Genomic DNA, 24,422 nt, shown 5'->3' on the forward strand with positions numbered 1-24,422 from the left:
TTTTAATTAAAAATTTTTCTTTTTTCATTATAATGAATTATATAATTATCTACAATATTTTTTACTTCTAAAATATTTTTACAGTGTGATAATTCTGAGTTCTCGGTTTTAAGAATTGAAAATCAATTTTCAATCGGTGAATTATCTAAACAATTGCCTCTTATTGACATACTTATATTTATGCCGTGTTTTTTTAATAATTTTTCATAAGCTTTTGAAGTGAAATGAATACCTTGATCAGAATTAATAGTTAATTCACCTTTGATTATTTTTCTTTTAATAATTGCTTCTTTGATACAATTATTTACTCAATTTACTGTTGGAGTTGTTGTTAAAGAATAATTTACTATTAAATTACTAAATAAATCCTTGATTGCAAATAAATATACTCATTCTGTGATTGTTTTAACATACGTAATATCAATTGATCACTTTTGATTAGTTTTTTCAGCTTTAAAATTACGTTTTAATAGATATTTATGTCGAATATGTTCATTTGTCATTTTTAAGAAATGATTAATTTTTTTTATTGTTTTAATTCTTACACTAGAAATTCTATTAGCTAATTTCATATAACGATAAACTGTTGAATTCGACACATTAATTTTTTGCTCTTCCAAAGATAATTTAATTTGTCTGTGTCCTTTAATACTATTTTCTCTATGAATTGCTTTAATTATTTCATATATTGAATAATCAATATTTGGTTGATATTCATCACAATTTTTTGAATATTTATTTCAAGTATCATATGAAATTCTTAATTCTTTTAAATATCATGATAAAGTAATTTTTGAAACTTGCAATTCTGATTTAATAAAAGCAATTTGTTTTCTAATGTTTGTTTTTGTTTTTATCTTTGGAAGAGCTTCAAACTTTTTTAAAACCTCATTCTCAACTTTTATTCTTTCATTTTCTTTTTTTAATAAATAGTTTTCACGTTCTAAGGGTTTTTTAAACTTATTTAATTCAAAATCTTTTCGCTTTTTTCGTTCTTTTAGAATTTCTTTATTTTGTTGAAATTGATTTACTCATTTTGAAATAGTTGCTAAACTAATATGATATTCTAGACTGCACCCAAAAAAGTAAGTAAAGAAAAAAAAGTCTTTGCTAAACTTTTAAAGGAGGTGCATTTTTATATGGCAAGAAAAGGACAAAAATTTAATAAATATACAGCAGATTTTCGAAAAAGGATAGGACAAGAGGTTAAAAATAATAGTATAAGTTTTATTGCAAAAAAATATGCAATTAATGCTGAATTATACTTGCACTTACAAGTATAATTCAGCTATCAAAGAAAACATTAATAAATATCCACTAAATTTATTACTTGATGTAACAGATTTAAAGCGTAGTTATTGAGATAAATATAAAAATTATTCAAGTACTGGTAAGGATAGTGAACCATTAAAAAATATTGTAAAAGTCTATGAAGAAAATTTAAAACAATTTGGTTATCGTCGAATTACCAAATATTGAAAAGAAGATTATGGCATTGTTTATAATGCTAAGAAAGTATTACGAATTATGAAAGAAAATAATATTCAAGCTGAATATGTAAAGCGTATGCGTAGAAAAATATTAATAAAACAAAATAGAAATAAAAATATAATTAAATATCCTGATTTAGTAAATCGTAATTTTAATGATATTAAAGAAAGATTTTCAATTTTATTTACTGATGTAACTTATTTAATTTGAAATGGTAAAAAACATTATCAATCAACAATAATTGATGGATATACTAAAGAAATTATTGATGTAAAATGATCAAAATTTAATAATAACAAACTTGTAATTGATAATTTAAATGCTGCAATTAATAAAATTAAAAAAATAAAAAAAGATCTAAATAAAACAATAATTCATTCAGATCACGGATATCAATATACATCTAAAGATTATAATAGTAAATGTTTAGATAACAAAATTATAATTTCAATGGGTAAAAATTATCATTGTGCAGACAACATTATTATTGAAAGTTTTCATTCATTACTTAAAAAAGGAACAATCCATAATGAAAATTATAAATCTCATAATGAATATATTAATGATGTTAAAAAATGAAATAAATGATATTCAAACCAAAAAGAAAAAGATATAATAAATGAAAGTTTGTAAACCTTTTTATTAACACTTACTAAACAGGGTGCAGTCTATTCCTTTTGCTATTTCACTATAAGATTTATTGTTAATTGAATATTCATTAACAATTTTTTCTTTAAATTCAAAAAAATGATCTTTAGACCCTTTTATTTTACCTTTAGCCATATAAAAATGTTTCTCCTAACTTTATATATTAATAATAATCTAGAAAAATTTTTATTTATATATCTCAGTTAAAAGAAACATTGCAATTAACTATTATTAATATGTTTTTTAATTGTTTAAATTTCTTTTAAATGGTGGACCCGAACGGGATCGAACCGTCGACCCCCTGCGTGCAAGGCAGGTGCTCTCCCAGCTGAGCTACGGGCCCAAAAATAGTATAAAAAATGGTCGGGCTAAATGGACTTGAACCATCGACCTCACCCTTATCAGGGGTGCGCTCTAACCAACTGAGCTATAGCCCGAAAATCTAAATCATTATAACATTAAATTTGTTCAAAAAACAACCATAAATTTAAAATATTTGCCAAATTGTAAAGTTAAGTGCAACTAAATTATTTTTATAACCGCTGAATTATACTTGCACTTACAAGTATAATTCAGCATTACAAAATTAGGGAAACTATTCGCTATCAATTAAGATAAGTTGCTAATTATGATAATTAAGCATAAAATATTAACAAACATAAGGGGAAGAATGAAAAATGGCAACAAAATTATCGTTAAAAGAACAAGTTGAAATTTTGCCAACCAAACCAGGGTGCTATTTATTTTACAATAGTTATCATCAAGTATTATATGTTGGCAAAGCAAAAAATTTACGAAGTCGGGTTAGTTCTTATTTTAATAAAGTTTATAATTACAAAACAACTCGCCTAGTGCAAGAAACTGTGCGCTTAGAAACAATCATTACCAAAACGGAAAAAGAAGCGTTAATTTTAGAACATAACTTAATTAAACAATATAAACCAAAATATAATATTTTGTTAAATGATGATAAACACTACCCATACATTGTTATTACGAAAGAAAAAGATCTCCAATATTTATATGTCCGTAATGTTCATCAAAAGTATGCTCGTTCTTATGGACCATTCCCAGAAGGCAGCCATGCCCGGGAAATTATTAAAGTTTTAGAGCGATTATATCCGTTACGCCGTTGTAAAGGGAATCTGGGGAAACCTTGTCTTTATTATCATATTAATCAATGTTCTGGTGCTTGTTTTAAAGTAGTTCCGCTGGAATATTACACCAAGATGATAAAAAAAGTTCATACTTTTTTTAAGGGTAATTTTACCGAAACAAAAAAATTATTAGAAAAACGAATGTTACAAGCGGCAGATAATTTACAATTTGAAGAAGCGCAAAAGTTAAAAGTGTTAATTCGTAATTTAGATTGAACCTTATCATCACAAACGGTGGAAATGTTAAATCAAAGGGATGATTTAAATGTGATTAGTTTGTATCAAACGGAAAAACACTTAGTTTTAACAACCTTATTTTATCGAGCGGGTAAATTAAGCTATAAAGATTATGAATATTATCACCTTGATTTTCCCGAAGATTGTCAAAAATTATATCGGTTATATTTACAAAATATTTATCAAAAAAATATCTTACCAACAAAAATTATTGTTAATGAAACGATTGCTTTACCAGAGTTAAATTTATTATTTGATAATCGTGTTTCTCATCCAAAAACACCAGTTGAAAAAACGATTATGCAATTAGCAACCACCAATAGTTATGAGTCTTATTTACAATATCAAACAACAGCGCAACGTGAATTAAATAATGCGGAAGTTTTAAAAGAATTACAAACCCTCTTAGGATTAAAAGAGTTACCATATTTGATTGAAATGATTGATATCGCAAACATTAATGATGAATTTGTTACGGGGGGTGTAATTGTTTATAAAAATGGTCTCCCATCTCGGAATGATTATCGGAAATATAATTTAAACATTCCTTATCAAGATGATACCCATCGGATTGCGGCAGTTGTGGCGCGACGTTATAGAAAAATTATTAAAGAAGAACAACCCCTGCCTAATTTAATTATTATGGATGGTGGGATTCAACAAGTTAATGTTTGTTTAAAAGAATTAGCAGCGTTAAATTTAATGGTTCCCGTTATTGGTTTAGTTAAAAATAATCAGCATAAAACGGACCATTTGTTAAATTTAAAGAAAGAAAAAGTATCGTTAGATAAAAGTAGCCGGTTATTTTTGTTTTTAACAAGAATGCAAGATGATGTTCATCATTATGCTATTACTAGTTTTCGTCGCCGCCAAACAAAAGCTTTAACAACAAGCATTTTAGAAACAGTTCCGGGGTTAAGCAAGCAACGGATTACATTATTAAACCGGCACTTTGAAAGTATAGGGGCAATGCAAAAAACAAGTTCTGATGAATTGTACCAAATATTACATAATAAAAAACTTGTTGAAAATCTCCGAAAATTTTTGGAATATTTTGGCAAATAATATTTTTGGGTATAATATACTTCTTGCGATACTAACAAAAATAAAAAAAATTACAAATTGCTGAATTATACTTGTAAGTGCAAGTAAATAAAATTGCAAAAAATCTCATATAAAAATTTTATGATGCTAAGTTTATTTTAGAAAAAATAAAGCAAGGAGTTTTTATATGGGATATAAACATCTTGGCATAGATGAAAGAATTTATATTGAGAATCAATTGAAGTTTAAAATAAAAATTAGTGAAATAGCTAAAAATCTTAATCGAAGTATTAGTACTATTATTCGAGAAGTTAATAGAAATAAAGATAATAATCATTATTTTTCATTAATTGCACAAAATAAAGCAGAAAATAGAAAACAATCACATATTTATTTTCATAAGTTTAAAAATAGAGAATTAGTAAAATATGTACAACAAAAATTATTATTAGGTTGATCACCCGAACAAATTTATGGCAGAATTAAAAATTTTCATAAAGAATGAATTATTAGTTTTAAAACAATTTACAATTGAATTTATTCTGGATTACTTGAAAAAGTTACTAATAAAAATTTAAGAAGAAAAGGTAAGAAACGAAAATATCAAGAAAATCGGGGTAAATTTAATGGTAAATCAATTAAAGAACGAAATGCTAATGTTAATAATCGCGTAACTCTTGGTCATTGAGAAGGTGATACCGTAGTATCATCACGAGGTAAAAGTAAATCATGTTTAATAACTTTAGTTGAAAGAACATCAAGATTTACTTTAGCAATATTAGTTGAAAATAGAACTACTAAAGGTTTAGACTGCACCCTGTTTAGTAAGTATTAATAAAAAGGTTTACAAACTTTTATTTATTATATCTTTTTCTTTTTGGTTTGAATATCATTTATTTCATTTTTTAACATCATTAATATATTCATTATGAGATTTATAATTTTCATTATGGATTGTTCCTTTTTTAAGTAATGAATGAAAACTTTCAATAATAATGTTGTCTGCACAATGATAATTTTTACCCATTGAAATTATAATTTTGTTATCTAAACATTTACTATTATAATCTCTAGATGTATATTGATATCCGTGATCTGAATGAATTATTGTTTTATTTAGCTCTTTTTTTATTTTTTTAATTTTATTAATTGCAGCATTTAAATTATCAATTACAAGTTTGTTATTATTAAATTTTGATCATTTTACATCAATAATTTCTTTAGTATATCCATCAATTATTGTTGATTGATAATGTTTTTTACCATTTCAAATTAAATAAGTTACATCAGTAAATAAAATTGAAAATCTTTCTTTAATATCATTAAAATTACGATTTACTAAATCAGGATATTTAATTATATTTTTATTTCTATTTTGTTTTATTAATATTTTTCTACGCATACGCTTTACATATTCAGCTTGAATATTATTTTCTTTCATAATTCGTAATACTTTCTTAGCATTATAAACAATGCCATAATCTTCTTTTAAATATTTGGTAATTCGACGATAACCAAATTGTTTCAAATTTTCTTCATAGACTTTTACAATATTCTTTAATGGTTCACTATCCTTACCATTACTTGAATAATTTTTATATTTATCTCAATAACTACGCTTTAAATCTGTTACATCAAGTAATAAATTTAGTGGATATTTATTAATGTTTTCTTTGATAAAAAATACAATTTTTCTTTTATTTAATTGTAAAAGTCATGAAGCTTTTTTAGTAATTCATACCTAACTTTGTAATAGTTTAAATCTCTTTTTTCAAATGATTCTTTTGGACCTTTATTGGTGTTTAAAATTCCTTTCTTAAAATTTTCATACCATGAAGCAACAGTTTTTTTATTAATTGCATATTTTTTTGCAATAAAACTTATACTATTATTTTTAACCTCTTGTCCTATCCTTTTTCGAAAATCTGCTGTATATTTATTAAATTTTTGTCCTTTTCTTGCCATATAAAAATGCACCTCCTTTAAAAGTTTAGCAAAGACTTTTTTTCTTTACTTACTTTTTTGGGTGCAGTCTAGTTATTAACGAAAATATTAGCCATTATTTATCAATTCTGCCAAATAATCTTGTTAAGACTATAACATTTGATCGGGATAAATAATTTACTAATTGACAACAACTTGAAAAAAATTTAAATGTGAAAATTTATTTTGCTAATGCATATTCACCCTGACAAAGAGGTACTAATGAAAATACTAATGGTTTAATTAGAGAAAAATTTCCTAAAAAATTTAATTTTTCAAATACTACTAAAAATGCAGTTCATAAATTTATATTGTCTTTAAACCAAAGACCAAGAAAAATACTAAATTATCTTTCGCCAATCGAATATTTGGTTAGAAAAATAATTTAGTTGCACTTAACTTTACAATTTGGCAATTAATATAAATTAATATTTTTTATACCCCAATCTTTTTTATGCGACCAAATTATTTCTAATTACTATATAATAGTAAAAGAGAGGTGAAGCAATGACATTATATGGATATTTAGGAGCAGCTATTACTGCAATAATCGGATACTTAATTGGTTCTTTTAGTTGATCAATTTTTATTAGTAAAACAATTTATAAGATTGATGTGCGTGATTATCATTCGAAAAATGCTGGTGCTACAAATACTAGCCGTGTCTTAGGGAAAAAGTGGGGTTTTGCAATTATGTTTTTAGATATGTTGAAAGTTACAATTACAATGTTTATTGCATTCGGTATTAGTTGTATTAATATTAATGGTGTTAATTTTGATTCAACTAGTTATTATATTCCAGTTTTTTTTGTTTTAATTGGTCATTCTTATCCAATTTATTATAAATTTAAAGGTGGTAAAATAGTTTCTTCTTTTTTAGGATTATTATGGATGACTAATCCATATTACTTTTTAATTGCAACAGTTGTTTGATGAAGTACAATTTTTATTTGAAAACGAGTCTCTGTTTCTTCAATTTTAGCAGCGTTGTTGACAGGAGCATTATGTTGGATTCCCCAATTAAGTGGTATTGATGTCATTAATTTCAATGGTGAATTACTCCAAGATTCTCATCTTGTTTGAGTCAATTACTTGCATTATGTTAATTACGATAATTACTATGATAGTTTAGCTTTAATTAATATTATTGTTACTTTAAGTGCATTCTTCCTAATCTTAAAACATCATAAAAATATTGCTCGTTTATTAAAAGGAACCGAAAAATCTTATGATTTTAAGGGCAAATCTGATTTAGCAACTGGAAATATTTCAACAAATAATTAAAAAATAAGCAATAATTAAATTGTGCAATGTTTCTTTTAACTGAGAATTTTAATTAAAAAATGCCACCACTTCAATATGAAATGAAAGCATTTTTTAATTAAAATTCTCAGTTAAAAGAAACTGTGCATTCCACCAGCACCAGCTAACACAAGTAAAGCAATCATTAATGTTTCATTCATATTTTTGCTTCCTTTCTTATCCTTACTCAAACAGTAGCCATCAATTCTTTCAGAACAAAATAATTTATAAATTAAGCTATATAACCACCCAAAATATCTACCACCCCTATATATAGTCTATTTTAATAAAATTTAATTATTAGTTTCATAATTATTATTTATATTTAATTTTTTGTTATTTTCTTCTTGTTTTTGTTTTTTAATATTTTCGTTTTGTATATTTTTAAATATTTCTTCTGTTATACCATCTAAATTATTTCATTGTTTTGCTATTCTTGGTTGAATAACACGAGAATTAATCCGACAATCTAAACAATGTCTTAAATGGTCTTTTTTTCATTTTGATTTATCAATTCCAATAATAATTAAAGAAATTATTAAAGTAATTAAAGGCAAAATTGTAAATACTAATCCCATTTTAGAAACTTTTAATCGTGGAATATCAATTTTCGTATCTACTTTCGGTTTACTACTAACAACAAATATACCTTGAATTCCATGTGTAAATAAAGGTGTTAATAAAATGGCAATACCATTGCCTCAATATTGACCATAATTGTATCAATTAATTTGATCATTAATTGCATTAATCATTCCATATTCTAACCAACAATTTAATGCTAAAAATATTAATGTATAAAAACTAACTACTCAACTCCTAATTTTATATTTTCTTTCTCATTCTCTAATATCTTTATGATTTCAATTATAAGTCGGAATAGGGTCTTTTTTAAATCAATTTCAAGGTAATACACCCTTTAATCAATTTGTTTTATCTTGTTTCACTAATTAAATTCCTTTCTAACTTACTTTTTTTCTTTCAATGTGTAAATCAGAAAGTGTTCCATCTTTTTGTCCGGTATATATAGCAATAATTCCGTCATCTTCCAATTCTACACGATGATAAAAAATGTCTTCTAATTCAAATGATCCAACAGTTATTTTTCCCTTAAAATTTTTGTATGTGCTGAATTATACTTGCACTTACAAGTATAATTCAGCAATAAAATAATAAACTGTCATAAAATGTTTTTTTAGTAATATATTTATATTCTTCTTCTCAAGGATGAGCATAATTCCCTAAATGATAATTATGTGGTCTCGTAACTGTTTTACTAGATATAATATCAATTATTTCACCAGCTAATTTTAAAGCATTTTTAACATCTCTAGTAATATTTTCATTTGCTTCGGGGTCATTAGTTTGTGAATAAGCAACTCCACCTTGTGAAAATGAAGCACTACCAGTTAAATCATTAACTCCTTTTGGTAAATATCAATTCATAACTGCTAATAAACAAGCAGATTGAATATAACTTAATCATTTATCATATTCAATTAAACCTGTATTATCTTTTTTTACTCATGGAAATAAATCTTTTTTATTAATCTTATCTGAAATTGTCCCACCTGATAATCTATCCATTCATAAACTAGTTTTTAAGATAGCATTATAAATTAAATTATCATTATAAGCAGATTGCTTACGGTCATTAATAGGTTGTCAAAGTTTACTTTCTTTAACATCTTCAACTGTTATAAATAACAAATTACTTAAATTATTTTCCATATAACACACCCCTTAATTGATTATGATATTTATTTCTTAAATTAGATGGTTTATAACTATTAACTTTTCTTTGTACTTTTTTAATTTTTTTAATAGTTTGATTAATTTTATAAAACATACTTTTAACTGGTGTTTTATATAAATTCTTAATATTTTTAACATCACTTTTTCGCTCTCGATATCATTTTTTATTATTAATTTCACCAGCAAAATTAAAATTAAAATGCCCAATCTTTAAATTATTAATAAACTTTTTAATTTGTTGTAATTTTTGAATATGTGGTAATGTTAATTTAATATTTCCTTTTGGGTATTTTTCTTTTAATTCTTTTGGTAATCGTTTTTTAATATAATCTCTTAAATGACTAGGTAATCATTTTCTTAATCAATAACGCCAAAATAAAGTTCCAGCATTAGATACTGCATTACTTAATAATTTTCAAATTTCAACTGGAACACTAGGATAAACATATGGGCCATAAAATTTCGGATGTTTTGCTGTTTTTGTATATATTAAAATAGTTAAATTGCCTGTTAAAGTTAATTTATTTGTTATATTAAACATACCACTATAAAGCCAACTACTATTTAAAGGTTGTCAATTAGTGTTTAGATAATTTTCTTTTTTAAATTGTTCTCTATTTTTAATATTGTTATCTTTTTATAATTTACTTAATATTTGTTGAATTTCTTTTTTATGACCTTTTTTAATTAAATTTAAATAAGTATAAGGATTTAATCGCTGATAAATATCTTCAATTTTATTTGTAATTTTATTATATTTATCAGTAACATAATTAATTGGCTTTAATACTTTATTTTGAACTTGATTAACTCTATTAATTAAATTAACAAACTTATTTATTAAAGGTTTATTTCCTAAATTTTCTGTTAATAAAGTTAAAATTCGTAATATTAATAAATTCATAATTACATATTACTTATTTTGAATAAGTTAAATTAACGGTTTCACTATATTTATTGGGGTTAGCAGTTACTAATGCACCAGTAGCTGTTACATTAGTAAATGTTGCATCTCCATTTTGATAACTAGGATTTTTTGCTTTAATTGCTGTTTCTAATTCATAAACATTAGGAGTTTCTCCTGACATTGTAATTTTTCCTAAATTAGGTTGTGTAATAATTGTTCTAATATAATCAATAGGTAAACGATAAGTTTTATTTAAGTTATTAATTGCTTGATCAATTTCTTCTTGTGTTGGTTGTTTTTCTAAAATAATCTTACATGTTTTTGGATATAAAATAGTTGGTGTTGCATATTGCACTTTACCAATTCATTTAGGGGGTTAGCAGTATCATTATCTAAAACTTGTTGAATGGTATCCATATTAATTGGATATGCTCATACTTGTTTATTAATAAGTAAACCATTTATATTAGTAAAATTATAACCCTTAGACTGCACCCAAAAAAGTAAGTAAAGAAAAAAAGTCTTTGCTAACTTTAAAGGAGGTGCATTTTTATATGGCAATAAAAGGACAAAAATTTAATAAATATACAGCAGATTTTCGAAAAATGATAGGACAAGAGGTTAAAAATAATAGTATAAGTTTTATTGCAAAAAAATATGCAATTAATAAAAAAACTGTTGCTTCATGGTATGAAAATTTTAAGAAAGGGATTTTAAACACCAATAAAGGTCCAAAAGAATCATTTGAAAAAAGAGATTTAAACTATTACAAAGTTAGGTATGAATTACTAAAAAAGCTTCATGACTTTTACAATTAAATAAAAGAAAAATTGTATTTTTTATCAAAGAAAACATTAATAAATATCCACTAAATTTATTACTTGATGTAACAGATTTAAAGCGTAGTTATTGAGATAAATATAAAAATTATTCAAGTAATGGTAAGGATAGTGAACCATTAAAGAATATTGTAAAAGTCTATGAAGAAAATTTAAAACAATTTGGTTATCGTCGAATTACCAAATATTTAAAAGAAGATTATGGCATTGTTTATAATGCTAAGAAAGTATTGCGAATTATGAAAGAAAATAATATTCAAGCTGAATATGTAAAGCGTATGCGTAGAAAAATATTAATAAAACAAAATAGAAATAAAAATATAATTAAATATCCTTATTTAGTAAATCGTAATTTTAATGATATTAAAGAAAGATTTTCAATTTTATTTACTGATGTAACTTATTTAATTTGAAATGGTAAAAAACATTATCAATCAACAATAATTGATGGATATACTAAAGAAATTATTGATGTAAAATGATCAAAATTTAATAATAACAAACTTGTAATTGATAATTTAAATGCTGCAATTAATAAAATTAAAAAAATGCTGAATTATACTTGTAAGTGCAAGTAAATAAAATTGCAAAAAATCTCATATAAAAATTTTATGATGCTAAGTTTATTTTAAAAAAAATAAAGCAAGGAGTTTTTATATGGGATATAAACATCTTGGCATAGATGAAAGAATTTATATTGAGAATAAATTGAAGTTTAAAATAAAAATTAGTGAAATAGCTAAAAATCTTAATCGAAGTATTAGTACTATTATTCGAGAAGTTAATAGAAATAAAGATAATAATCATTATTTTTCATTAATTGCACAAAATAAAGCAGAAAATAGAAAACAATCACATATTTATTTTCATAAGTTTAAAAATAGAGAATTAGTAAAATATGTACAACAAAAATTATTATTAGGTTGATCACCCGAACAAATTTATGGCAGAATTAAAAATTTTCATAAAGAATGAATTATTAGTTTTAAAACAATTTACAATTGAATTTATTCTGGATTACTTGAAAAAGTTACTAATAAAAATTTAAGAAGAAAAGGTAAGAAACGAAAATATCAAGAAAATCGGGGTAAATTTAATGGTAAATCAATTAAAGAACGAAATGCTAATGTTAATAATCGCGTAACTCTTGGTCATTGAGAAGGTGATACCGTAGTATCATCACGAGGTAAAAGTAAATCATGTTTAATAACTTTAGTTGAAAGAACATCAAGATTTACTTTAGCAATATTAGTTGAAAATAGAACTACTAAAGTTATTAACGAAAATATTAGCCATTATTTATCAATTCTTCCAAATAATCTTGTTAAGACTATAACATTTGATCGTGGTAAAGAATTTGCTAATTGACAACAACTTGAAAAAAATTTAAATGTGAAAATTTATTTTGCTAATGCATATTCACCCTGACAAAGAGGTACTAATGAAAATACTAATGGTTTAATTAGAGAAAAATTTCCTAAAAAATTTAATTTTTCAAATACTACTAAAAATGCAGTTCATAAATTTATATTGTCTTTAAACCAAAGACCAAGAAAAATACTAAATTATCTTTCGCCAATCGAATATTTGGTTAGAAAAATAATTTAGTTGCACTTAACTTTACAATTTGGCAATAATTACTAATTTTGCTTGTATATATATATATATATATATATATATATATATACTGGGAATAGATCTTGATAAAAAGTTTCAAGATTAAGAAACGGAGAAAAACAAGTGTGAAAAAGTTACTTAGTTTATTAAGTATATTAACTATTAGTGGAAGCGCTATGCCAACAATAATTGCTGCCAGCCCTTATAAAGAAGAAGAAATTAAATTAGAAAATAATGGTATTATTTATTCACAAACAAATAATTTATAAAATTTAAAAAGAGATAAAAGACACTATGAAAATAGTAATTTAAATAATTTTAATTATAGTGATGTTTTTTTAACTCCGCTAAGAAATACATGAAGATATTTTGCTGTTTCTATAAAAAATGCCGCAGCTAATATAATCGGAAACATAAGAATGTCTGATAATGCTGCTTTAGCTGCTTCAACACTTTCAGCAGCAATTATTGCTGCAATTACTGCTGCCCCAGATTATGAAAATATGGGTCGTAATGCTTTAAATAATGCTTTAACAACTATTGCTGGAATTGTTATTGTAAGACTAACGGCCGGTAATGCAACTAACCTTACTCAACGAATAAGAGAGGCGAATGTAAATCAAAATGGTGTCTCAATTGGGGTTCAAGTTGATGGAGAATTTAATTCTGTTGAAATTAGAAGAAATCCAAATAATGTTACGATAGTTGAAATCGGAGATATAAATGATATCCCAAGCAATCAATGATTAAGTTCCATAGAAGCTAGAGAAGATGCGAGATCTAGAAATAATAGACACAGAACACTTGATGAATGTTATCAAGTTGTTGTTAATCCTAATTGTTAATTAATATTGTTATTAAATCTATATAAAAATAATGGAAGTAAAATCAATAATTTATTTCCATTTTTAATTAAATAACAAACTTTATAAAAAATAGAAAGGATATTATATGAAAAAAATATTAACTTTTTTAGGAATAATCACTTTAATTGGAACAAGCGCAACAAGTTTAGTTGCTTGTGATAACATAGCAGAATACACACCAGAAGAATTAAAACATTTAAAAAAAGAAAACCAAATAAATACAACAAATAAAAATATTAAAGACAATTTAGAATGAATAGCACCACAAGAAAAACCATTTAATCAAATAGATGATAAATATTATTTTGTTGTATGACGAAATAATTCCGGTAGTAAATGAATAATTACAAAATTTAAAAATGACACAGAAACATCAAAAGAAAATGGAAAAAGAAAAATTGTTATTTCAGAAGATGGTCTAGATAAATTATTTATATTAATGGAAACGGAAGAACCATTTAAAGGAACATTTAAAAAATATTCAAAAGATGTTGCAGTGACAGTTTTAGAAGGGTCTAGTAAGTTTATAAAAAAATTTAGTAAGCCACCATACAAAAATTATTTTAAATCAGTTTATCGTTGAAACTTAGATACCTCAACACCATATTTAGTTGTTGATAAAGATGGTAGTATAAAAGTTAATTAAAAATAGGAAAAAAGATATTAAATCTTTTTTCTGCACAGTTTCAGATAACTGAGAATTTTAATTAAAAAATGCTTTCATTTCATATTGAAGTGGTGGCATTTTTAAATTTAAAATTTTTCTTTTTTCATTATAATGAATTATATAATTATCTACAATATTTTTTACTTCTAAAATATTTTTACAGTGTGATAATTCTGAGTTCTCGGTTTTAAGAATTGAAAATCAATTTTCAATCGGTGAATTATCTAAACAATTGCCTCTTCTTGACATACTTATATTTATACCGTGTTTTTTTAATAATTTTTCATAAGCTTTTGAAGTGAAATGAATACCTTGATCAGAATTAATAGTTAATTCACCTTTGATTATTTTTCTTTTAATAATTGCTTCTTTGATACAATTATTTACTCAATTTACTGTTGGAGTTGTTGTTAAAGAATAATTTACTATTAAATTACTAAATAAATCCTTGATTGCAAATAAATATACTCATTCTGTGATTGTTTTAACATACGTAATATCAATTGATCACTTTTGATTAGTTTTTTCAGCTTTAAAATTACGTTTTAATAGATATTTATGTCGAATATGTTCATTTGTCATTTTTAAGAAATGATTAATTTTTTTTCTTGTTTTAATTCTTACACTAGAAATTCTATTAGCTAATTTCATATAACGATAAACTGTTGAATTCGACACATTAATTTTTTTGCTCTTCCAAAGATAATTTAATTTGTCTGTGTCCTTTAATACTATTTTCTCTATGAATTGCTTTAATTATTTCATATATTGAATAATCAATATTTGGTTGATATTCATCACAATTTTTTGAATATTTATTTCAAGTATCATATGAAATTCTTAATTCTTTTAAATATCATGATAAAGTAATTTTTGAAACTTGCAATTCTGATTTAATAAAAGCAATTTGTTTTCTAATGTTTGTTTTTGTTTTTATATTTGGAAGAGCTTCAAGCTTTTTTAAAACTTCATTCTCAGCTTTTATTCTTTCATTTTCTTTTTTTAATAAATACTTTTCACGTTCTAAGGGGTTTTTAAACTTATTTAATTCAAAATCTTTTCGCTTTTTTCGTTCTTTTAGAATTTCTTTATTTTGTTGAAATTGATTTACTCATTTTGAAATAGTTGCTAAACTAATATGATATTCTTTTGCTATTTCACTATAATATTTATTGTTAATTGAGTATTCATTAACAATTTTTTCTTTAAATTCAAAAGAATGATCTTTAGACCCTTTTATTTTACCTTTAGCCATATAAAAATGTTTCTCCTAACTTTATATATTAATAATAATCTAGAAAAATTTTTATTTATATATCTCAGTTAAAAGAAACATTGCAATTAACTATTATTAATATGTTTTTTAATTGTTTAAATTTCTTTTAAATGGTGGACCCGAACGGGATCGAACCGTCGACCCCCTGCGTGCAAGGCAGGTGCTCTCCCAGCTGAGCTACGGGCCCAAAAATAGTATAAAAAATGGTCGGGCTAAATGGACTTGAACCATCGACCTCACCCTTATCAGGGGTGCGCTCTAACCAACTGAGCTATAGCCCGAAAATCTAAATCATTATAACATTAAATTTGTTCAAAAAACAACCATAAATTTAAAATATTTGCCAAATTGTAAAGTTAAGTGCAACTAAATTATTTTTATAACCGCTGAATTATACTTGCACTTACAAGTATAATTCAGCATTACAAAATTAGGGAAACTATTCGCTATCAATTAAGATAAGTTGCTAATTATGATAATTAAGCATAAAATATTAACAAACATAAGGGGAAGAATGAAAAATGGCAACAAAATTATCGTTAAAAGAACAAGTTGAAATTTTGCCAACCAAACCAGGGTGCTATTTATTTTACAATAGTTATCATCAAGTATTATATGTTGGCAAAGCAAAAAATTTACGAAGTCGGGTTAGTTCTTATTTTAATAAAGTTTATAATTACAAAACAACTCGCCTAGTGCAAGAAACTGTGCGCTTAGAAACAATCATTACCAAAACGGAAAAAGAAGCGTTAATTTTAGAACATAACTTAATTAAACAATATAAACCAAAATATAATATTTTGTTAAATGATGATAAACACTACCCATACATTGTTATTACGAAAGAAAAAGATCTCCAATATTTATATGTCCGTAATGTTCATCAAAAGTATGCTCGTTCTTATGGACCATTCCCAGAAGGCAGCCATGCCCGGGAAATTATTAAAGTTTTAGAGCGATTATATCCGTTACGCCGTTGTAAAGGGAATCTGGGGAAACCTTGTCTTTATTATCATATTAATCAATGTTCTGGTGCTTGTTTTAAAGTAGTTCCGCTGGAATATTACACCAAGATGATAAAAAAAGTTCATACTTTTTTTAAGGGTAATTTTACCGAAACAAAAAAATTATTAGAAAAACGAATGTTACAAGCGGCAGATAATTTACAATTTGAAGAAGCGCAAAAGTTAAAAGTGTTAATTCGTAATTTAGATTGAACCTTATCATCACAAACGGTGGAAATGTTAAATCAAAGGGATGATTTAAATGTGATTAGTTTGTATCAAACGGAAAAACACTTAGTTTTAACAACCTTATTTTATCGAGCGGGTAAATTAAGCTATAAAGATTATGAATATTATCACCTTGATTTTCCCGAAGATTGTCAAAAATTATATCGGTTATATTTACAAAATATTTATCAAAAAAATATCTTACCAACAAAAATTATTGTTAATGAAACGATTGCTTTACCAGAGTTAAATTTATTATTTGATAATCGTGTTTCTCATCCAAAAACACCAGTTGAAAAAACGATTATGCAATTAGCAACCACCAATAGTTATGAGTCTTATTTACAATATCAAACAACAGCGCAACGTGAATTAAATAATGCGGAAGTTTTAAAAGAATTACAAACCCTCTTAGGATTAAAAGAGTTACCATATTTGATTGAAATGATTGATATCGCAAACATTAATGATGAATTTGTTACGGGGGGTGTAATTGTTTATAAAAATGGTCTCCCATCTCGGAATGATTATCGGAAATATAATTTAAACATTCCTTATCAAGATGATACCCATCGGATTGCGGCAGTTGTGGCGCGACGTTATAGAAAAATTATTAAAGAAGAACAACCCCTGCCTAATTTAATTATTATGGATGGTGGGATTCAACAAGTTAATGTTTGTTTAAAAGAATTAGCAGCGTTAAATTTAATGGTTCCCGTTATTGGTTTAGTTAAAAATAATCAGCATAAAACGGACCATTTGTTAAATTTAAAGAAAGAAAAAGTATCGTTAGATAAAAGTAGCCGGTTATTTTTGTTTTTAACAAGAATGCAAGATGATGTTCATCATTATGCTATTACTAGTTTTCGTCGCCGCCAAACAAAAGCTTTAACAACAAGCATTTTAGAAACAGTTCCGGGGTTAAGCAAGCAACGGATTACATTATTAAACCGGCACTTTGAAAGTATAGGGGCAATGCAAAAAACAAGTTCTGATGAATTGTACCAAATATTACATAATAAAAAACTTGTTGAAAATCTCCGAAAATTTTTGGAATATTTTGGCAAATAATATTTTTGGGTATAATATACTTCTTGCGATACTAACAAAAATAAAAAAAATTACAAATTGCTGAATTATACTTGTAAGTGCAAGTAAATAAAATTGCAAAAAATCTCATATAAAAATTTTATGATGCTAAGTTTATTTTAGAAAAAATAAAGCAAGGAGTTTTTATATGGGATATAAACATCTTGGCATAGATGAAAGAATTTATATTGAGAATCAATTGAAGTTTAAAATAAAAATTAGTGAAATAGCTAAAAATCTTAATCGAAGTATTAGTACTATTATTCGAGAAGTTAATAGAAATAAAGATAATAATCATTATTTTTCATTAATTGCACAAAATAAAGCAGAAAATAGAAAACAATCACATATTTATTTTCATAAGTTTAAAAATAGAGAATTAGTAAAATATGTACAACAAAAATTATTATTAGGTTGATCACCCGAACAAATTTATGGCAGAATTAAAAATTTTCATAAAGAATGAATTATTAGTTTTAAAACAATTTACAATTGAATTTATTCTGGATTACTTGAAAAAGTTACTAATAAAAATTTAAGAAGAAAAGGTAAGAAACGAAAATATCAAGAAAATCGGGGTAAATTTAATGGTAAATCAATTAAAGAACGAAATGCTAATGTTAATAATCGCGTAACTCTTGGTCATTGAGAAGGTGATACCGTAGTATCATCACGAGGTAAAAGTAAATCATGTTTAATAACTTTAGTTGAAAGAACATCAAGATTTACTTTAGCAATATTAGTTGAAAATAGAACTACTAAAGGTTTAGACTGCACCCCGTTTAGTAAGTATTAATAAAAAGGTTTACAAACTTTCATTTATTATATATTTTTCTTTTTGGTTTGAATATCATTTATTTCATTTTTTAACATCATTAATATATTCATTATGAGATTTATAATTTTCATTATGGATTGTTCCTTTTTTAAGTAATGAATGAAAACTTTCAATAATAATGTTGTCTGCACAATGATAATTTTTACCCATTGAAATTATAATTTTGTTATCTAAACATTTACTATTATAATCTCTAGATGTATATTGATATCCGTGATCTGAATGAATTATTGTTTTATTTAGCTCTTTTTTTATTTTTTTAATTTTATTAATTGCAGCATTTAAATTATCAATTACAAGTTTGTTATTATTAAATTTTGATCATTTTACATCAATAATTTCTTTAGTATATCCATCAATTATTGTTGATTGATAATGTTTTTTACCATTTCAAATTAAATAAGTTACATCAGTAAATAAAATTGAAAATCTTTCTTTAATATCATTAAAATTACGATTTACTAAATCAGGATATTTAATTATATTTTTATTTCTATTTTGTTTGGCATTGTGTAGATACAAGCTCCAAATTTGTATCTCTTGTTAAATTGATAATAACATTATTTAAAATAAATGCAACTATTTTTTAAAAAAAATAAATTATTTATAAATTGTTATTATTTTGAACATATTTTGACACACTAAAAAATAATTTATTAAATTTAATTAATAAAAATTTACTTAATATTTTGTAAAAATATTTCTTTTGCACTTACTCAGTTTAAACACGGTCGAAGTTTATCATTTATAACATCAACTACTCAATCTATTTTTTGTTGACTAACATTATTAAAATCAGTTCCTTTTTTAAATCAATGTCTAAATTCACCATTCATATATTCAATTAATGGTTTTTGTTGTGGTGAAGCAGGGTCACAAAAATAAACTTGTGTTTCAGCAAATATTTCCATTTCTCTTCATTTACTAAATTCTTTCCCACGGTCTGTTATTATTCCTTTCATTTTACCCATTAAATTATTACTTACAATCATATCTTTAAATTTTGTTAAAACCTCATTAGCGGTATTATTTTTTAATTTCATTACAAAGTAATTTTTACTTGATTGTTCTACTAAAACTAAACAACTAGATTGATGGTCTTTTCCAACTACGGTATCCATTTCAAATCAGCCAACATTAGATTGCTTATTTTCAATATCTAATATTGATTTAAAATTATTTAATTTACCACGATTATCATATTCCCCCTTTTTCTTATATTTTTTACCATGATGGCGTAAATTTTGTTTATTTAAACCGAATAATTTTAAGTCAATTCATTTATAAAAAGTTTTAACACAAGCAGGAAATTTAACACCAAACTTTATAAAATATCGATGAATAATTTGTGCTGGTGAATTATGAAGAATATTAAATCGTAAATTTAGTCATTCTTTTTGTTCTTCTGTGAATTTGGGGGGCTTTTTAATAGATTTTTTTCGTTTTTTTAAATAATCATTATGTGCTTTACCAACATCATAATCTTCTATATTTTTAAATCTATTAATTTCTCTTTTAACAGTATTAATATCTCTTCCCGTTTGCCTTGATATTTCAGATAAATTAATCGTTCCATTTTTCTTTTTGCAACTATCAGATAACAATAAATCCTTAATAAATCTTCGTTCGTCAAATTTTACATGTGTATAATCTTGCATATATTTGTACATCCATTTCTTTTGTTTAAATTCATTTATACACGAATTTTTAAAAAAAGGTATTGACAAATAATTTTAAAGATATATTATTATAATGTAACAAGTATCGAATTTGTATCTCTTTATGCTTGTATACTAAAATAAAAAGTAAATTACTTTACTTTTTTTTATTTTGATGTAAAATATAAATAATAAAAAAGAACCGCGATGGTTCTTTGTTACATTTTATAGTTATTAATTACTCTTTTATTTAATCATATTCATTAAATAATAGCAATTTTAGTATGCAAAAAGGAGTAAAAATGAAAGAATTTAATCCAAAAACAGCAAGTTTACGAACATTTTATCGTAAAATAGAGCAGTTTTGACGTGATAAATCACCTAATATCCCCTATACTTTGAATGATTTAACCAATAAATTAAATCTTTCTCGCAAGTGAAGATATGATAGTTACGCGAGCGAGAAGATAGTTCCTTTACTTGAAAAACAAGTTGATAAAATAGAAAGTGAGCTTATTAAACAAATGGTTAAAACGCCAGAAGGTACTAGGTTATATTGACAGCGTGCATTTAATTATAAATATTCACTGCAAGAAAAAGAACTTGAAAAAGAATTAAACTTAAATAATCAACAACCAATAATTGTTAATTTACAAACGGATATTAGAGATATTAAAAAAGAAACTGAAAATAATGCTTAATCATTTTACTTATTTATTAGAAACGCCTTATTGGTTATTACAAAATAGTAATATTGGTAATAAATATCCATTTGTTAAGAAATATGAATTAGTTAATGAAATTAATCAAATTGGAACACGATATAGCGGTAAGACTATATCAAATATTAAAATGTTTGGTGAATTATTAAAAATTAGTTTATTAATTAAAGAACCAATTTGTATAATTGCTAGTATGTATTGGAGTAAAGATTTAAAAGATAGTGTATTTCAAAATATATGAAATATGTTAGATGAAAATAATATTCCTTATAGTATTAATTTATCAAATTTTACTTTTACTTTATCAAATGGTAGCAAAATATATTGTAAAGGTTTACATTCACCAAGTCGAAAAGAAAAATTAAAAGCCTTTGCTGATTTGAATAAGTATAAATTAGTAATTGATTGAAGAGAAGAATGTGACCAATTTCAACAAAAAGATTTAAGTGATTTAGAGTTTGCTATTCGTGGTTATCAAAATAAAATAACAATTAATACGTGTAATCCTGAAAGTTTAAAAAGATATATTGTTGGTTATTGTAATGAATTATTATCTTTTAATGAAGAAATAATGCGTAGTAAATATGAACAAATTAAATATATTGAAAAATGAAATATGAAAATTATTATTCATTATTCTAGTTGAAGACTTAATTATAAATTACCACAAGATAAAGTTAATGAACAATTAAGATTAGAACAATTAGATATTGAAAGAGCAAGAGTATGGAGTTGAGGATTGCCCGGTAATACTAGTGGTTCAATTTTTGCAAGATATATTGATATTATGCAAGCAACAGATATTATTCAACCAACGAAATTATTAGGTGGTGTTGATATTGCTAACGCGACCAGTCCTAAGGGACATACAACATCAGCTAGTTTTTGACTATATAATTCATTTGATAAAAAAGCTTATAAAGCTTCTGAGTATACGCATTCAAATGCTACACACCAATTTAAAACAGAGTTAGAACAAGTAAAAGATATTTTAGAGTTTTATAACAATCAATTAAATCAATATTTTAATTTAATACAACAAGGTATATCAATAAATGTTGATGATAGTGCATATTCAACATTACAAAGTTTAAATAGAGAAAAATATAATTATACTTTTGGGCAATATATGACATTTAAACCAGCACAAAAACAGAAATTTAAAATAAGACATCGGATTGAAGCATTTACAATGTTAATAAATACAAACCAATTAAAATGATTATGAGAAAAATGTCCTGTCAGTAAAACCCAATATGAATTAATTCAATGAGAAGATAAACCAGATGCCAGAGAAGAACGAATGTTAGACTTATATGATGATACATTTGATAGTGATTTTTATGCTTTACATTTTGAATTAATACCAATGGTTAAACATAATAATTCAGCAGATTATAAATTATGACAACAAAGGGAGTGAATAACTTAATGAAAAAAGATATTTATGTAATCCATGATGAACGTGTAATAAATGCAAAAAGACCTTATATGTCTGTTTGTGGACAAGTTAAAAAAAGACTTTGTCAAGAATTAAAAAAAGATAATATCGCAATATGTAAATTAAATTTATATAACGAATATATTAAAAAATATCAAAAAGTTAAAGTATGTGTTCAAGTTTTAGCAAATGAGCCAAATTTATTAACAGTAAATATTATTAATTATGCACTTATCTTAAAATTAAAGGAGCAAAATAACCATGAATAATACTTTCCCTAGTTTACCAAACTTAAGTGATATTAATAGTGTTTTAAAATTTTATAATTATGATTGAACAATTAATTTAGCAAATATTATTGCTCGTCATCAAATGCGATTAATAAATGGTAAAGATATTTTATTTAAGTCTCATCGTAAAGACATTTTAGAAAAATTAAATTGATGATATGAAAATTATAAAATAAAAGAAAAGTTAGATAAAAACGAATTAACAGCAAGTTTAATGGGTAAAACTATTTTTGGTTTATTAGAAACTAGTGATGGTAATATTGATTTATGAATTAATCCTTTTAACTTTACATCACGTGTAAGTAAAATAAATGAAATTGAACAAGGGGCCGACATTTGATTAAATTATCATCAATCAGACAGTGGTTTTATTTTAAATTTAATTTGTACCAAAGATAAAATAGTTATTAAAGGTTGACCAAAAAATAATGAGGTAGTTGTTGGACAAAGTAAAACACAAATTAAAGATGATGTTAGACCTATTTTAGTTCAAGAATTTAAAAATAAATTAGGTATAGTACCTTTTTGAGAAATGATTAATGAACCTAATCCGTTGTTCTTATCAACTTCAACTACATTAAATCCATGACCTACGATGGCAAATTGTTATAAATTACAATTTGATTTAGAAGATAGTTTTAATATTAAATCAAAAGAACGATGAGCTAATCGTACGCACTGATATGGGGTATTAGATGATGGTTTAATGAATGCTTACAATATGGGAAATAAAAAAGCATTACAAGATGTATTTGATGATATTTTCATTCAATCAGGTCAAACGGCAGCAGATGGGACATCATCACAATCTTTACAAGTAGTACAAGGTGCACCAACATTAGAAACATATACCGAAGATCAAAAATCAATTATTGAGCAAGTATATTTAGCATGTCATTTTTCTAGTCCATTTGGTGATAAATCAGATAATGACCAAAATAAAACACAGTCATTATTAACTAAAACAAAAGACTTAGAAAAACAAGCATATTTACAAGCATATCGTAAGCAATATTATACTAAGATGTTTGATACTGTTTTAAAATATTATGGTTTATGAGATGGTATTGGTGAACGACCTTATGGTTTTGATTTTATTAGTGCTAGTTTAGTTGACCAAATGCGACAAAATGAATTAATTACTGCTAGATTAGATAATGGCACAATGGAACCAATAAGAGCTATAACTGAATATGACAATATTGATGAATTAGAAGCAACAAAATATTTTGAGAAAGTAGAAGAATGACAAGATAAAATGCAAGCCAAAGAAATCGAACATAATAATAAATTACTAGAATATGATGAAACTGGTAATAATCAAAACGCCTTACAAGGTAGAACGGAAATAAAGGAGAATTAA

General features: G+C 24.7%; 32 protein-coding genes and 4 tRNA genes. 18 read left to right on the forward strand and 18 right to left on the reverse strand.

Going from position 1 to position 24,422, the window contains the following annotated elements; all coding sequences use genetic code 4:
* Positions 1–2 precede the first annotated feature (2 nt).
* Complete coding sequence (locus ACQH23_RS07085; RefSeq protein ID WP_425377794.1) at positions 3–806, reverse strand: IS3 family transposase; 804 nt, start codon at positions 804–806, stop codon at positions 3–5.
* A gap of 333 nt (positions 807–1,139) precedes the next feature.
* On the opposite strand from ACQH23_RS07085, the gene ACQH23_RS07090 reads away from it, so the two are divergent.
* Positions 1,140–1,283, forward strand: a complete 144-nt coding sequence (locus tag ACQH23_RS07090) for a hypothetical protein (protein WP_425377795.1) — start codon at positions 1,140–1,142, stop codon at positions 1,281–1,283.
* Entirely contained in the window at positions 1,252–2,124 is an 873-nt protein-coding gene (locus ACQH23_RS07095) for an IS3 family transposase (RefSeq protein ID WP_425377796.1), read from the forward strand. The genes ACQH23_RS07090 and ACQH23_RS07095 overlap by 32 nt, the downstream gene beginning before the upstream one ends.
* Before the next feature lie 9 nt (positions 2,125–2,133).
* Here the strand turns inward: ACQH23_RS07095 and ACQH23_RS07100 are convergent, their stop codons facing one another.
* The 3 genes from ACQH23_RS07100 to ACQH23_RS07110 all read right to left on the reverse strand — a co-directional run bounded on the left by ACQH23_RS07100 (position 2,134) and on the right by ACQH23_RS07110 (position 2,576).
* Complete coding sequence (locus ACQH23_RS07100; protein WP_425377797.1) at positions 2,134–2,274, reverse strand: hypothetical protein; 141 nt, start codon at positions 2,272–2,274, stop codon at positions 2,134–2,136.
* A 132-nt stretch (positions 2,275–2,406) separates the two neighbouring features.
* Positions 2,407–2,482 (reverse strand) — tRNA-Ala (locus ACQH23_RS07105).
* 17 nt (positions 2,483–2,499) lie between these two features.
* Positions 2,500–2,576: transfer RNA gene (locus ACQH23_RS07110), tRNA-Ile, on the reverse strand.
* A gap of 240 nt (positions 2,577–2,816) precedes the next feature.
* On the opposite strand from ACQH23_RS07110, the gene uvrC (ACQH23_RS07115) reads away from it, so the two are divergent.
* Together uvrC (ACQH23_RS07115) and ACQH23_RS07120 are read left to right on the forward strand one after the other, a co-directional pair.
* Positions 2,817–4,598 (forward strand): excinuclease ABC subunit UvrC, encoded by a 1,782-nt coding sequence (gene uvrC / locus ACQH23_RS07115; protein ID WP_425377798.1) that lies wholly within the window; start codon positions 2,817–2,819, stop codon positions 4,596–4,598.
* 166 nt (positions 4,599–4,764) lie between these two features.
* Entirely contained in the window at positions 4,765–5,412 is a 648-nt protein-coding gene (locus ACQH23_RS07120; RefSeq protein ID WP_425377799.1) for an IS30 family transposase, read from the forward strand.
* A 9-nt stretch (positions 5,413–5,421) separates the two neighbouring features.
* Here the strand turns inward: ACQH23_RS07120 and ACQH23_RS07125 are convergent, their stop codons facing one another.
* Entirely contained in the window at positions 5,422–6,105 is a 684-nt protein-coding gene (locus ACQH23_RS07125) for an IS3 family transposase (RefSeq protein ID WP_425377800.1), read from the reverse strand.
* Between the two features lie 173 nt (positions 6,106–6,278).
* Positions 6,279–6,542: a hypothetical protein gene (locus ACQH23_RS07130; RefSeq protein ID WP_425377654.1), complete on the reverse strand. Its 264-nt coding sequence runs from the start codon at positions 6,540–6,542 to the stop codon at positions 6,279–6,281.
* A gap of 191 nt (positions 6,543–6,733) precedes the next feature.
* Between ACQH23_RS07130 and ACQH23_RS07135 the strand changes: the two genes are divergently transcribed.
* Together ACQH23_RS07135 and plsY are read left to right on the forward strand one after the other, a co-directional pair.
* Positions 6,734–6,949, forward strand: coding sequence for a transposase (locus tag ACQH23_RS07135; RefSeq protein ID WP_425377801.1), 216 nt, complete (start codon positions 6,734–6,736; stop codon positions 6,947–6,949).
* 118 nt (positions 6,950–7,067) lie between these two features.
* Positions 7,068–7,844, forward strand: coding sequence for a glycerol-3-phosphate 1-O-acyltransferase PlsY (plsY, locus tag ACQH23_RS07140; protein ID WP_425377802.1), 777 nt, complete (start codon positions 7,068–7,070; stop codon positions 7,842–7,844).
* A gap of 311 nt (positions 7,845–8,155) precedes the next feature.
* On the opposite strand, the gene ACQH23_RS07145 is transcribed toward plsY, so the two are convergent.
* From ACQH23_RS07145 to ACQH23_RS07170, 6 genes are all read right to left on the reverse strand, one after another.
* Complete coding sequence (locus ACQH23_RS07145; protein WP_425377803.1) at positions 8,156–8,809, reverse strand: hypothetical protein; 654 nt, start codon at positions 8,807–8,809, stop codon at positions 8,156–8,158.
* Between the two features lie 163 nt (positions 8,810–8,972).
* Positions 8,973–9,593, reverse strand: coding sequence for a hypothetical protein (locus ACQH23_RS07150; protein WP_425377804.1), 621 nt, complete (start codon positions 9,591–9,593; stop codon positions 8,973–8,975).
* Positions 9,583–10,158, reverse strand: coding sequence for a hypothetical protein (locus ACQH23_RS07155; protein WP_425377805.1), 576 nt, complete (start codon positions 10,156–10,158; stop codon positions 9,583–9,585). Before ACQH23_RS07155 ends, ACQH23_RS07150 begins: the two co-directional genes overlap by 11 nt.
* 96 nt (positions 10,159–10,254) lie before the next feature.
* Positions 10,255–10,521 carry a hypothetical protein gene (locus tag ACQH23_RS07160; RefSeq protein WP_425377806.1) on the reverse strand — a complete coding sequence of 89 codons (267 nt, stop codon included), beginning with the start codon at positions 10,519–10,521 and terminating at the stop codon, positions 10,255–10,257.
* 13 nt (positions 10,522–10,534) lie between these two features.
* Positions 10,535–10,879, reverse strand: a complete 345-nt coding sequence (locus tag ACQH23_RS07165) for a hypothetical protein (RefSeq protein ID WP_425377807.1) — start codon at positions 10,877–10,879, stop codon at positions 10,535–10,537.
* A complete protein-coding gene (locus ACQH23_RS07170) occupies positions 10,825–11,019 on the reverse strand; it encodes a hypothetical protein (protein WP_425377808.1) in 195 nt (64 codons plus the stop codon). The genes ACQH23_RS07165 and ACQH23_RS07170 overlap by 55 nt, the downstream gene beginning before the upstream one ends.
* Before the next feature lie 59 nt (positions 11,020–11,078).
* Here ACQH23_RS07170 and ACQH23_RS07175 point away from each other — a divergent pair, with 59 nt between their 5' ends.
* From ACQH23_RS07175 to ACQH23_RS07200, 6 genes are all read left to right on the forward strand, one after another.
* On the forward strand, positions 11,079–11,342 hold the full coding sequence (locus ACQH23_RS07175) for a hypothetical protein (protein WP_425377809.1): 264 nt from the start codon (positions 11,079–11,081) through the stop codon (positions 11,340–11,342).
* A gap of 260 nt (positions 11,343–11,602) precedes the next feature.
* Positions 11,603–11,941, forward strand: coding sequence for a hypothetical protein (locus tag ACQH23_RS07180; protein WP_425377810.1), 339 nt, complete (start codon positions 11,603–11,605; stop codon positions 11,939–11,941).
* A gap of 79 nt (positions 11,942–12,020) precedes the next feature.
* Positions 12,021–12,971, forward strand: coding sequence for an IS30 family transposase (locus ACQH23_RS07185; RefSeq protein ID WP_425377811.1), 951 nt, complete (start codon positions 12,021–12,023; stop codon positions 12,969–12,971).
* Between the two features lie 134 nt (positions 12,972–13,105).
* Positions 13,106–13,249, forward strand: a complete 144-nt coding sequence (locus ACQH23_RS07190; RefSeq protein WP_425377812.1) for a hypothetical protein — start codon at positions 13,106–13,108, stop codon at positions 13,247–13,249.
* 150 nt (positions 13,250–13,399) lie between these two features.
* Positions 13,400–13,825 (forward strand): hypothetical protein, encoded by a 426-nt coding sequence (locus ACQH23_RS07195; protein WP_425377813.1) that lies wholly within the window; start codon positions 13,400–13,402, stop codon positions 13,823–13,825.
* A gap of 106 nt (positions 13,826–13,931) precedes the next feature.
* Entirely contained in the window at positions 13,932–14,492 is a 561-nt protein-coding gene (locus ACQH23_RS07200) for a lipoprotein (RefSeq protein ID WP_425377814.1), read from the forward strand.
* Positions 14,493–14,549: 57 nt separating this feature from the next.
* Here the strand turns inward: ACQH23_RS07200 and ACQH23_RS07205 are convergent, their stop codons facing one another.
* The 4 genes from ACQH23_RS07205 to ACQH23_RS07220 form a co-directional block, all read right to left on the reverse strand.
* On the reverse strand, positions 14,550–15,191 hold the full coding sequence (locus ACQH23_RS07205) for an IS3 family transposase (RefSeq protein WP_425377815.1): 642 nt from the start codon (positions 15,189–15,191) through the stop codon (positions 14,550–14,552).
* 1 nt (position 15,192) lies between these two features.
* Complete coding sequence (locus ACQH23_RS07210) at positions 15,193–15,768, reverse strand: transposase (protein ID WP_425377816.1); 576 nt, start codon at positions 15,766–15,768, stop codon at positions 15,193–15,195.
* A gap of 132 nt (positions 15,769–15,900) precedes the next feature.
* Positions 15,901–15,976 (reverse strand) — tRNA-Ala (locus ACQH23_RS07215).
* A gap of 17 nt (positions 15,977–15,993) precedes the next feature.
* A tRNA-Ile gene (locus tag ACQH23_RS07220) sits at positions 15,994–16,070 on the reverse strand.
* Positions 16,071–16,310: 240 nt separating this feature from the next.
* On the opposite strand from ACQH23_RS07220, the gene uvrC (ACQH23_RS07225) reads away from it, so the two are divergent.
* Both uvrC (ACQH23_RS07225) and ACQH23_RS07230 read left to right on the forward strand, forming a co-directional pair.
* Positions 16,311–18,092, forward strand: coding sequence for an excinuclease ABC subunit UvrC (gene uvrC, locus ACQH23_RS07225; protein ID WP_425377798.1), 1,782 nt, complete (start codon positions 16,311–16,313; stop codon positions 18,090–18,092).
* A 166-nt stretch (positions 18,093–18,258) separates the two neighbouring features.
* Positions 18,259–18,906: an IS30 family transposase gene (locus ACQH23_RS07230; protein WP_425377817.1), complete on the forward strand. Its 648-nt coding sequence runs from the start codon at positions 18,259–18,261 to the stop codon at positions 18,904–18,906.
* A 9-nt stretch (positions 18,907–18,915) separates the two neighbouring features.
* Here the strand turns inward: ACQH23_RS07230 and ACQH23_RS07235 are convergent, their stop codons facing one another.
* Both ACQH23_RS07235 and ACQH23_RS07240 read right to left on the reverse strand, forming a co-directional pair.
* The gene (locus ACQH23_RS07235) at positions 18,916–19,470 is read right to left on the reverse strand and encodes a DDE-type integrase/transposase/recombinase (RefSeq protein ID WP_425377818.1); all 555 of its coding nucleotides are present in this window, start codon (positions 19,468–19,470) and stop codon (positions 18,916–18,918) included.
* 155 nt (positions 19,471–19,625) lie between these two features.
* Positions 19,626–20,606, reverse strand: a complete 981-nt coding sequence (locus tag ACQH23_RS07240; protein ID WP_425377652.1) for an IS30 family transposase — start codon at positions 20,604–20,606, stop codon at positions 19,626–19,628.
* 302 nt (positions 20,607–20,908) lie between these two features.
* On the opposite strand from ACQH23_RS07240, the gene ACQH23_RS07245 reads away from it, so the two are divergent.
* The 4 genes from ACQH23_RS07245 to ACQH23_RS07260 are packed head-to-tail and all read left to right on the forward strand — an operon-like array spanning position 20,909 to position 24,422.
* On the forward strand, positions 20,909–21,307 hold the full coding sequence (locus tag ACQH23_RS07245; RefSeq protein ID WP_425377651.1) for a hypothetical protein: 399 nt from the start codon (positions 20,909–20,911) through the stop codon (positions 21,305–21,307).
* On the forward strand, positions 21,300–22,760 hold the full coding sequence (locus ACQH23_RS07250; RefSeq protein WP_425377650.1) for a PBSX family phage terminase large subunit: 1,461 nt from the start codon (positions 21,300–21,302) through the stop codon (positions 22,758–22,760). Before ACQH23_RS07245 ends, ACQH23_RS07250 begins: the two co-directional genes overlap by 8 nt.
* Positions 22,760–23,038 carry a hypothetical protein gene (locus tag ACQH23_RS07255; protein ID WP_253301740.1) on the forward strand — a complete coding sequence of 93 codons (279 nt, stop codon included), beginning with the start codon at positions 22,760–22,762 and terminating at the stop codon, positions 23,036–23,038. The genes ACQH23_RS07250 and ACQH23_RS07255 overlap by 1 nt, the downstream gene beginning before the upstream one ends.
* Positions 23,031–24,422 carry a hypothetical protein gene (locus ACQH23_RS07260; RefSeq protein WP_425377819.1) on the forward strand — a complete coding sequence of 464 codons (1,392 nt, stop codon included), beginning with the start codon at positions 23,031–23,033 and terminating at the stop codon, positions 24,420–24,422. The genes ACQH23_RS07255 and ACQH23_RS07260 overlap by 8 nt, the downstream gene beginning before the upstream one ends.

This window comes from Spiroplasma endosymbiont of Polydrusus pterygomalis, from assembly GCF_964030635.1.
In the GTDB taxonomy this organism is placed as follows: Bacteria; Bacillota_I; Bacilli_A; order Mycoplasmatales; family Mycoplasmataceae; genus Spiroplasma.